Raw genomic sequence first — 10,110 nt, 5'->3', positions numbered from 1 at the left:
CATCGCTGTCATATGGCTCACCACCCGTGGTTCTTGAGGTAGCTCTCGGCGCGCGTCCTCCTCCGGAGGAACGACGCACGACCCTACGGGTCGTAAAGACGATAAACCCCTCCGGGGTTTAAACAATTCCTCCGGAATTGTTTAAGAATTCCTCCGGAATTCATTGCGGGACGTTTTGATTGATGCAAGGTCAGTTCGGCGTGTGCGGGAGTGATTTGGTAGAGGGCCCAGTCGAGTGGTTCGCGTCCGGAGGTCGTCAACTTGCTTAGTGTGGTGAAGGTTCAAGATTGGCGGGCTGCGGGGAGGGGCGGTGGTCGGTCGGCGGTCATCCCGTGTGCCGCAGCCCCTGGGTGATGGAGCGTGAGCTCTTGGCGGGTAGTGAACATCCCTTCGACCCGTTCTCTCGTGGTGCCTCTGGGTACCGTTCACGGGCGACCATACTCCCTGTACCTCTTTCGTGTCCACTCCTGTCGAACCTGATGCATCACTCCGTGATGCCGGGTAGAGTCTGTAAAAACACAGCACCACCGCTCGGGGCCACCTCAGAATGATCTGGAGCCAGGCCGCCGCGTGGAATGATAGGCCCACACCATTGGCGGAAACACGGGACACCCGCCCGGACGGGATGGAAGCGAGGATGACGAATTGAATTCGTTGAGCTTCGAAAAGCGCCTTGAGGCGCGGGAGGAAATTCACCGTGAGGTCACTGGACTGACAGCGGAACAGGTCCACGAACGGCTGGTGGCTGCGGGCGGGCTGGAGAGCCACGAGGACCAGACGAGGCCGCTCAGCACGGAGGAGCAGCTGGCCGCGGTCCGGCGGAACGAACTTCGGCGCATCTGGATCCTGATGACCGGCGAGGGGTGGGAGACCTACTCCTCTGAGAACGACCCTGACGCGCACCGCTGGCACCAGGCGCAGTGGGAGGGTCAGGAGGACGAGAGCGGTGCGGCTTCGGGGCCGGACCCGGAGTTGATCCGCTACCGGATCGTGGCGCAGCGGACCGATCCGGCGCACCCCGGCGCCGCCTTGCTGACGAACTACGCCTACGGGCGGTCGATCGAGGATGCCGTCGCCAAGGCCCGGAAGGCGTTGGAGGGGCCGGGCGGTCTGTACGGGGACCAGGGCATGTACCGCGTGGTGGAGGCGGTCGAGGAGAGCTGGTCCACCGAGCTCCGGGAGCAGGAGGATGCGCGCCGGCGGTACCTCACCACCATCCTGGAGGCCGCCTTCACCACGGTGCGTGGCCGTGAGCCGGACGACCCGGATGCGGACTTGCTGAACCGCCTGGACGACTTCTTCACCCGCGCCGTCGTCTTCCCCGACCCGCACAACGGCGGCGTACATCCGCAGCCTCACCAGGCCACGTTCGGCTGGAAGAGCGAGCCGCCCGGGATCGAGCACAGCAGCGACCCCGGCCAGGCACTGGCCCTGTTCCTCCTGGCCTACCTGGACCACCACGGCCTGGCCATCACGGACCCGAGGACCGATCGGTGACCGGGCATCAGGGCGCTCCCGTGTCTGGAGAAAGGGCACGTGGAAACCCCGATGAAACGACTTCAGAAAGCGTGGGACTACGGCGTGGGCGAAAAGGAAATCCGGTGATCGATAATCAGCGTGCTGCTCGCAGCAGGAGGTCGTGAAATTGAGTGGCATTAAGCTTCGGCCTCATCAAGTAGAGGCTGTGGACGCGATTATTAAGGGACTTTCGGTCCCTGCCGACGGAGTTGTGCCTGCCCGGGGTTTGCGTGGACAGCTCGTCTCGTCTACGGGGTCGGGTAAGACGATCACCGCGGGTGTGGCGGCGTTGCGAATGGTGCCCCGGGGACTGGTGGGGATCGTGGTGCCGACGCTGGATCTGTTGACCCAGAGCGTCGAGGCGTGGCGTGCGGTGGGGCATTCGGGCCCGGCGGTGGCCGTCTGCAGTCTGGGTTCTGACTCGCTGCTGGAGGCGCTGGACGTGCGGTGCACGACCGATCCCGCGCAGCTTGCGCTGTGGGCGCAGGGCGGGCCGATGGTGGTGTTCGCGACGTACGCGAGCCTGTCGCCTCAGGCGCTGGAGGACGGCCCGGAGGACGAAGGTGCCGCGGCGGGGGTGCTGGAGCGGGCCATGCGCGGGGTGTCCGGGAGGCGCATGGGTGCGTTCGACCTGCTGGTGGTTGATGAGGCGCACCGGAGTTCGGGTGATCTCGGGAAGGCGTGGGCGGCGGTTCACGATCAGGAGCGGATCCGGGCGGTGCGGCGGCTGTACATGACGGCCACACCGCGCCTGTGGGAAGCCGTTCCGGGTGCTGCCGGGGCCACGGGCCAGAAGGGCGCTGCGAGCGGTTCTGAGGACGGCTCAGAGGGCTTGGGTGGGCGTCTGGTCGCGTCGATGGATGACGTCGAGCTGTACGGCCCAGTGCTGTACGAGCTCGGGCTGATGGAGAGCATCGAGCGCGGCATCCTCGCCTCGTTCGAGATCGACGTGCTGGAGATCCGCGACCCCGAATCGCCAGGGCCGGACGCGTCGCTGGAGGAGCAGCGGGGCCGGCGCCTAGCCGCGCTCCAGGCCGCGTTGCTCAAGCACGCGGACACCACCGGTGCCCGCTCGCTGATGACGTTCCACAGCCGCACTCTGGACGCGCTCGCTTTCGCCCGTGCGTTGCCGGAGACCGCGGCCGAGCTGTACGAGACGGATCCGGTGGCCTATCCGAAGCGGGTGGGGGCGGAGTGGCTGTGCGGGGAGCACCCGGCAGCCCATCGGCGAGCGGTGCTGGACCGGTTCGGCGACGGCCTGGACGCCGAGGGGTGGGTGACCGACATGGGGATCCTGGCCTCCTGCCGGGTGCTGGGCGAAGGCGTCGACATCCGCGGCAAGCGCGGTGTCGGCGGCGTCGTCTTCGCCGACACCCGCAGCTCACCGGTGGAGATCGTCCAGATCACCGGCCGAGGTCTGCGCCAGCACCCGGGCGAAGGGAAGGTCGCGCGGCTGATCGTGCCCATCTTCCTCCAGCCCGGGGAAGACCCCGAGGACATGATGGCCTCCGCCAGCTACCGCCCGCTGGTCGCCGTGCTGCAAGGACTCCGTGCGCACGACGACCGGATCATCGAGCGCATGGCCCTGCGGACTTCCACCTCCAGCGGGCAGGCCACCTCCGTGGTCGCGCTCGACCCGCAGCACGAGGACACCGACGAAGACGAAGGCGAGCAGGCCGCAAAGGGAGCGGACGACAGCGCCAGCACCGCCGAGGACCACGGCGAAGACCACCTGGAAGAGGGCGTCGAGAGCGCGGAGGCCGACGGCGGCCGCCAGGAGGAAGAAGCCGGGGCGGAGGCTGCGGAGGTGCCGTTGCTGCGGTTCTCCCTGCCGCGCAACCCCGACGTCATCGCCGCCTTCCTGCGCACCCGCGTGCTGCGGCCCGACTCCGAGGTCTGGCTGACCGGCTACAACGCCCTGCGCAAGTGGGTCCAAGCCCACGGCGACGCGCAGGTGCCGCTGGACGCGGTCGTCCCCATCAGCACGACCGAAAGCGATGGCGGCGACGGCGACGGCGGGACGTATGCGCTGGGGGCCTGGGTCAGCGAGCAGCGGCGTCAGTTCCGCCTGGGCACGCTGAAGCCGTGGCGCGCCGAGTTGCTGGAGGAGCTGGGCATGGTCTGGTCGGTCGCCGACGCCCGGTTCTGGAAGAACCTGGCCGCGGCGCGGGTGTATCACACGGTTCACGGGACGCTCGCCGCGCCCAAGGACGCGGTCGTGGACGGGGTGGCGGTGGGCCAGTGGCTGGCCAATCTCCGCAAGCCTGGGGGGCTGGGCCGGGACGAAGAACGGGCGGCCGACCGCCGCAGGGCGCTGGAGGCCATCGACCCTGACTGGAACCCGGACTGGCCCATCGACTGGCAACGCCGGTACGCGGCGCTGGCCAGCCTGATCGCGGACCAGGCGACGCTGGCCGAGCTCCTGCCCGGCGTGACCCTCGGCGATCAAGACGTCGGCGCGTGGCTGAAGGCGCAGCGCGAGGGCTGGGAGCAGCTGAGCGACGGGCAGCGCGAGCGCTTGAGCGGCCTTGGTGTCACGCCGCTGCCCGCGCCGGAGGAACCGCCCGCCAAGGCCCGTAAGGGCGCCTTGGGCGCCTTCGAGCGGGGCGTTGCGGCCCTGGCGCAGTACAAGGCCCGTACGGGCTCTGTGAAGGCCCCAAGGGCTCACACAGAGCGGTTGGAGGACGGGACTGAGGTGCGGCTCGGGGTGTTTCTGTCGAATACCAAGAGCAGGCGCGCCAAGCTCACCGCTGAGCAGCGTGCCGCCCTGGTGGGGCTGGGAGTTGAGTGGGCATGAACGATGTCACCACCGCGGTGGGCGGCGCTGTGTCCGGCGCCGCTGTCGACCAGCTGCTGTTCACCGAGGACTGCCGTGGAGGTGTACGCGGTCTGGCGAACACCACCCTGTGCGACCAGGCCGCGTACGCGTATGAACTCGCGCACGGGCGGTCCGGCGGTGGCGGTCTGCACCGCGACGCGCATTCCGCCGGCGTCTCCAACCTCCTCGGCCACGTGGCCCCGGGGATTGTCGCGTTCGCTCTCCATCACCTCGGCGCGCTGCTGCCCGACCTCACCGGCGAGCAGCAGGAACGCATCACCGCGGCCGCCCGCGCCCTGAGCCTCCGGGTACGCGAGGACCTGACTGGAGCAGGCGGCGCCGGGGCCGACGACGGGCCGGTGGTGTGAGGTGTGGAGTCCTGAAGACGTGGCCCGGGATGCCGCCCGCCGTCAGGGCCGTGGCCTGAGCGTCGCGCAGGTGGCGGAGAAGGTCGCGGAAGCGGCCGGGCGCGAGCGGGAGACCCAGCAGCAGCTGGACGCTCCCGCCGAGACCGAGATCGGGCCGTTCGCGACGGATCCCGAGCACCTGGCGGAGCTGTGGGCGGCCAAGCACGCTGAATGGCAACGGATCGCCGCCCTGCTGGAAACGTCCGGGGAGCAGGCGTACGACCCCGAGCAGGACCCCCAGGGCGTGGTCTGGGCGAAGGAGCGCGAGGCACGGCGGCAGGGCGCTGTGGACCGGCACGCCACGTGGATGCGGGAGCGCCAGGACGCGAAGGACGAACTGCGGGCGCAGGTCTGGCTGCCCGCGGACACCAGCCGGCGTCTGCGGGCCATCGCGGCCCGAGCGGGTGTCCAGCCCGAGCAGGTCCTCGCCCAACTCGCCGACCGCGTCCAGATGAACGAGGACGGCGCCGTGGTGGTCGCCCCGTTCACCCCACGCTGCGAGGAGCGGACATGACCGGGTTCGCGGGCGTCTTGGTGGTCGTGGCGTTGCTGACCGGCTATGGGGCGGGTCGGCTGCGTCCATGGCGGCGGCTTGGTGACTGGGCTGAAGACCAGGTCCGGTTCAGCGGGCCATGGGTACGGGGCGGGGCCATCCGCCAGGCCGTCCTCGTCCTGGCCCACTTCGTCACCGCGCCGCGCGCCAGCTGGCGGCTTGCCCACCGCCCGGCCTCCAAGCCGGTCGCCGTGCCCGAGCGCGACCCGCACTGGGCAACCAACCGGCCCCCGGAAGGCAAGGCATGAGCAGCGTGCGCGACGACGCAGGTCAGTCCGCGGCGCCGATCCGTTCGTCAAGCACGAGAGCGTGCCCAGGCTTGCTGGCAGTTCCTGTTTCCAGGTCATCGAGCCAGTCGCTGATGCGCATATGCAGCGGGCCGCAGGCGGAGCGGTTGGGATCAAGGTCTGTGAGCGTCTTGTACGGGTTCCGGCTGTAGGCCCCTGAGCTTCCCCCGAGATGCGGGGAGTGGTGACAGCAGGTCAGATGGGTCGCACGAGAGGAGACCAGACGATGCCTGCCCCGAGGAAATATCCACTGGAGTTGCGCGACCGTGCGGTCCGCATGTATCGCGCCGCCGAGCCGAAGCCCGTCATCCGCCGTATGGCCGAGGAACTCGGGGTGCATCACGAGGCCCTGCGCAACTGGATCCGGCAGGCCGAGGCCGACGCCGGCGAACGGGAAGACCTGCTGACCACCGAGGAGAAGGAAGAGCTCGTGCAGTTGCGGCGCGAGGTGCGGGAACTACGCCGGGCGAACGAGGTCCTGCGGACAGCCTCGGCTTTTTTCGCGGCCCAGCTCGACCCGACCCGGCCCAGGTGAGAGCGCTCATCGACGAGCACCCGCACCTGGGGGTCGAGCCCGTACTCCGGGAACTGGACATCCCCTCCTCCACCTACTACCGCTGGCGACGCGCCGAGAAGGAGCCGTGCGAACGGCGCCGCCAGGACGCCGACCTGACAATCAGGATCCGTCAGGTTCACGCCGACTCCGGCGGCATCTACGGCTCACCACGCGTGCACGCCGTCCTCAAGCGTGAGGGCGTCCACGTCGGCAGGAAACGAGTCGAACGGCTCATGCGCCAGGCCGGCCTGACCGGGATCAGCCCCCGCGGAAGCAAGGGCTTCACCCGCCGCGACCCGGACGCCGACCTTGCTCCTGACCTGGTGCAACGCGACTTCACGGCGCCCGCGCCGAACCGATTGTGGGTGACCGACCTGACCATGATCCCCACCAAGGAGGGGCCCCTGTGGCTGTCGGCCATCCGGGACGCGTTCTCCCGCAGGGTCGTGGCCTGGGAGACCTCCGCCCACGCGGACGCAGACCTGGTCCTGTCGTCGCTGGAGTATGCCCTCACCAGCCGCGAGGTCGCCCCCGGCGAGCTCGTTCACCATGCCGACCACGGCACGCAATACACCTCCATCAAGCTCACGACACGCCTGGTCAGAGCAGGGATCCAGGCGTCCATGGGCTCGGTCGGCGACTCGTTCGACAACGCCCTGGCGGAGAACCTGTGGATACTGGTCAAAACCGAGTGCATCCGCGGCCGCGTCTTCGCGACCAGGGCCGAGGCGAACCTCGCGCTCTTCGAGTACATCGACGGCTTCTATAACCCCCGCCGCATCCAGAAACGGCTCGGCTACCTCAGCCCGATCGAGTTCGAGGAAAAGCACTACGCCGACCAGGCAGCGGCCGAACCAGTGAACCTGAAACCACGCCAACCCGCCCTGACCAGCTAATCAGCCACACCCGCACAGCGGGGGAATCTCACCTTCCCAGAGGCGCTCCAGAATGGTCACCAAGTTGTCGCCTGATACCTCGATGGTCTGCATCCCGTTGTCCTGCTTGGTGATGCGGCCAGGGGCGAGGTTGGGTTCCTTTGTGAACCCCGCCGACGTGGAGGGGCCGGGTAGCTCCGATTCGGAGACGCTGGTGAGCCACTCCGGTGACCATGTGCCAAAGGCCCTTCGGGCGAGGAACGTTTAGGTGTCCTCGTGGCAGGTCAGCGAGACGTAGGAGATGGTCGCGGCCTTCTGCATCACCCGCAGGTGGGCCTGGTAGATGGTGCGGTATGTCTCTTCGGAGCGCGCTGTTTCTGCCTCTTTCCTCTCTCGTTCTGCGGCTTCCCGTGCCCGGCTCTCTTGCCGGTCTTCCTCTCGCCATTGCTTCTCCTGTTCCCATCGTTCAGCCGCGATGGCTCGCTTCTGCTCCTGGTTTGCCTTCCACTGCTCAAGCAGAGTCTTGAACACTCCTGCCCTCCCATAGGGGGTGCGCGTCGATATTTCCGTCTCGTGACTGCTCAGCAGACCTGTTGAGGAAACTCCCGGGTTGAGTTCCGGCCATTCGACGGCATGGTTGTCTCAAATGAATGCCGGGACGCACCGCCACGACGCCCGTGTCCGCGGGTGCCGGGCCTTTAGCGTGCGGCTCATGGAATCCACCCCGATGCCCGAGCCGCTGCGGCGGGCGATTCACCAGCTGGTCTCCGAGCGGTACAGCACTGCCAGGAGGTGCTGCGCTACACCGAGCCCGACCAGGCGCACACGTGGAAATGGTGGCGCTCAGTGTCCCAGAGCGAGACCGGCCGCCACCGCGATGCTTCGGATCTTCCGGCGCATCATTCGCTCCCCTTTGCGTCAGCTGCCGTGGTTGTCCGTTGGCCCGCCAGAGCGCGGGAGCGCATCGGCCGCGCGGTGGACGTGCTGCTGCTGGAAGCCCCCGGCGACTGGCCGCCGCTGCAACGTGCCGCCCTGGTGCTAGCCCGGGTGTGGGATTGCTGACCTGATCATGTACGCGGCAGAGTTGTCCGCCGTGGACGCGCTCCCCGCCCCTTGGTTGTGGCAGGTGGCCGGAGCCGACCATCTCTGTGCCAGCGCGCGAGTCCCCGTTCCGGGATGCGACCTGCTGGTGTGGGCCAAGGTCGACCGGCGGCCGTTCGACGGGTGCCCGCTGTGGAGCCAGGCCGCGGCCGTCGGGCTGTGGGATGGTCGCTCGGCTGGCAACGCGCGGACGGCTCGCCCGTGCGCTACAAGGCAGGCCGTGCCGCGAGTACGGCCGCCGCACGCCGACAAGCCCAGCGGGCAGCGCAGAAGCTACTCGCCGACCCATATCGGGCCAAGAGCCCCGTGACGGGCGATCCGCTGATCACTCCACACTGAAAACGAGGGTGCCGAACGGACGGCCCCGTGTGCCTGGTTGAGATACTTCCTCCTCAATGAGACGGGGAGGCTCAATTGATCATCTTTGATACGAACGCAGTGCACCTTCTGCCGGCCGAGGGGCAGCGCGCTGACATCATCCGGAAGTTGCGGCAGTCGGGGCACCACAAGGTCGCCGTGCCGTGGATGGTGCTGGAGGAGATGGCCGCCCACCAGACGCGGTCGTACCCCGGCAAGTACGAGAAGGTCACGGAGGCTCTGGCGACGCTGCGTGATCTTGTTCCCTGGGAGCTGGAGAGCTCGCTGGAATCGCTGGACATGGAGCGTTTCCTTGATTACTGGCGAGGCGTCTACGAAGAGATCTTCGAGGTGATCGAGACCAGCGACGCCGCCCTCCGCAAGGGGTACCAGCGGGAGGCCCAGGCCCTTCCGCCCGCGAAGCGCTCCCGGGACCTGTCCGTGGGCGGGCGCGATGTGGCGATCTGGTTCTCCATCCTGGAGTTCCTCGAGCAGAACCCCGAGGAACACGTCTACTTCGTCACGAACAACACCAGCGACTTCGGCAACGGGTCCAGCTGGCCGTACCCGATGAACGAAGACATCCGCGGTCTGGAAGACCGGCTGACCCTGCTGACGGACTTCGAGCAGGTCGTCGCCCAGTTCACCACGGAGGTGTCCGGAAAGGACGCGGAGGACGCCGCAGCCGAGCTGCTGGCGTCGCCGTCCGTCCGGGACGGCGTGGCGGAGGCGGCGAGAGGACTGAGCACGCCCACCGGTTACGCCGGCCTCGGCGACGGCGACGTGCCGGAACGGTGGTGCGCGTGGTCCGGCACGCCCGAGGTCGAACTGCTCGCTGTCACAGACGTCACCGGCCACGCGATCGAGGGCGACGTCTGGTACACGGCCCACGCCCAGTGGCTGCTGTACGGCCTCGCGGTCGACGAGGTGGAGGCTCTTGCCGGGTACATCGCCTGCGTCTGGGAGACAAAGATCCTTTTCTCCGCGAGCGACGATAAGACGCTGACACTGCTCGCGTGGGGCGAGCCGACCGCTCCGGACGCTGGTGACGAGTCGTGCATGAAGATTCTGCAAGATCTCAGGAAGCGGGTAGCCGCCCTCGCGGCAGCCGCCAAGCGCAGCGTCCTCGCGGCCCGGACATCGGCAGAGCGCTTGGTCGCCAGCCAGCTCGCCCCTGCTCTCTCGGGGCTTGACGTGGCCAATGTCCGGCTCACCCGGCAGGCAGCGCTCATCGATGGACCGATGCAGGACCTCGCCCGCAAGATCGCCGCGGACCAATCGAAATTGCTCAACGGTCCCGTACAACAGATAGCACGACAGATCACGCAGCAGGTGGCAGCCAACCGCGTTGCTCTGGATGCAGTGTTCAACGCTCCCGGGCGGCGTCTCGCCCGGCAGATCGTTACTATGCCCCGGCTCGACATCGCCGTACCCCGACTCGACATCACCGGCTACACGCACCAGCCACGTCGTGGTGGTGAAGACGTGCGCAGGGACGGTGCTGGACAGGATGAGCAGTCGGAGGCCGCCGCCCCCGACACCCACGAAGCCGAGTCAGACGACATCGACGGAACAGCTGCGGACGATGGACGTCCGAGTGAGTGACCCAGGCGCCACCGGCCTGGCCTGTCAGTGCAG

10 protein-coding genes are annotated in these 10,110 nt (G+C 68.1%); 9 read left to right on the top strand and 1 reads right to left on the bottom strand.

What is annotated here, in order from left to right; translation table 11 throughout:
- Window positions 1-741: 741 nt before the first annotated feature.
- The 7 genes from LCH29_RS20675 (at window position 742) to LCH29_RS20645 (ending at window position 7,035) form a co-directional block, all read left to right on the top strand.
- Entirely contained in the window at window positions 742-1,497 is a 756-nt protein-coding gene (locus LCH29_RS20675) for a hypothetical protein (RefSeq protein ID WP_446463228.1), read from the top strand.
- Window positions 1,498-1,645: 148 nt separating this feature from the next.
- Complete coding sequence (locus tag LCH29_RS20670) at window positions 1,646-4,315, top strand: Helicase associated domain protein (RefSeq protein ID WP_446463233.1); 2,670 nt, start codon at window positions 1,646-1,648, stop codon at window positions 4,313-4,315.
- On the top strand, window positions 4,312-4,704 hold the full coding sequence (locus LCH29_RS20665; RefSeq protein ID WP_446463227.1) for a hypothetical protein: 393 nt from the start codon (window positions 4,312-4,314) through the stop codon (window positions 4,702-4,704). Before LCH29_RS20670 ends, LCH29_RS20665 begins: the two co-directional genes overlap by 4 nt.
- A gap of 19 nt (window positions 4,705-4,723) precedes the next feature.
- Window positions 4,724-5,257 (top strand): hypothetical protein, encoded by a 534-nt coding sequence (locus LCH29_RS20660; protein ID WP_446463226.1) that lies wholly within the window; start codon window positions 4,724-4,726, stop codon window positions 5,255-5,257.
- A complete protein-coding gene (locus LCH29_RS20655; protein WP_446463225.1) occupies window positions 5,254-5,544 on the top strand; it encodes a hypothetical protein in 291 nt (96 codons plus the stop codon). Before LCH29_RS20660 ends, LCH29_RS20655 begins: the two co-directional genes overlap by 4 nt.
- Before the next feature lie 265 nt (window positions 5,545-5,809).
- The gene (locus tag LCH29_RS20650) at window positions 5,810-6,118 is read left to right on the top strand and encodes a transposase (RefSeq protein WP_446463224.1); all 309 of its coding nucleotides are present in this window, start codon (window positions 5,810-5,812) and stop codon (window positions 6,116-6,118) included.
- Window positions 6,115-7,035, top strand: a complete 921-nt coding sequence (locus tag LCH29_RS20645; protein WP_446463223.1) for an IS3 family transposase — start codon at window positions 6,115-6,117, stop codon at window positions 7,033-7,035. Before LCH29_RS20650 ends, LCH29_RS20645 begins: the two co-directional genes overlap by 4 nt.
- A 243-nt stretch (window positions 7,036-7,278) precedes the next feature.
- Here LCH29_RS20645 and LCH29_RS20640 read toward each other — a convergent pair whose 3' ends face one another.
- Window positions 7,279-7,545: a hypothetical protein gene (locus LCH29_RS20640; protein WP_446463222.1), complete on the bottom strand. Its 267-nt coding sequence runs from the start codon at window positions 7,543-7,545 to the stop codon at window positions 7,279-7,281.
- Between the two features lie 261 nt (window positions 7,546-7,806).
- On the opposite strand from LCH29_RS20640, the gene LCH29_RS20635 reads away from it, so the two are divergent.
- Window positions 7,807-8,076 carry a hypothetical protein gene (locus tag LCH29_RS20635; RefSeq protein WP_446463221.1) on the top strand — a complete coding sequence of 90 codons (270 nt, stop codon included), beginning with the start codon at window positions 7,807-7,809 and terminating at the stop codon, window positions 8,074-8,076.
- 453 nt (window positions 8,077-8,529) lie between these two features.
- Complete coding sequence (locus LCH29_RS20630; RefSeq protein ID WP_446463220.1) at window positions 8,530-10,077, top strand: PIN domain-containing protein; 1,548 nt, start codon at window positions 8,530-8,532, stop codon at window positions 10,075-10,077.
- The last annotated feature ends 33 nt before the right edge of the window (window positions 10,078-10,110 follow it).

This window comes from Streptomyces sp. BRA346, assembly GCF_052851135.1.
The sequence above is the reverse complement of the archived record's forward strand: the minus strand, read 5'-3'. Positions and strand labels throughout refer to the sequence as shown.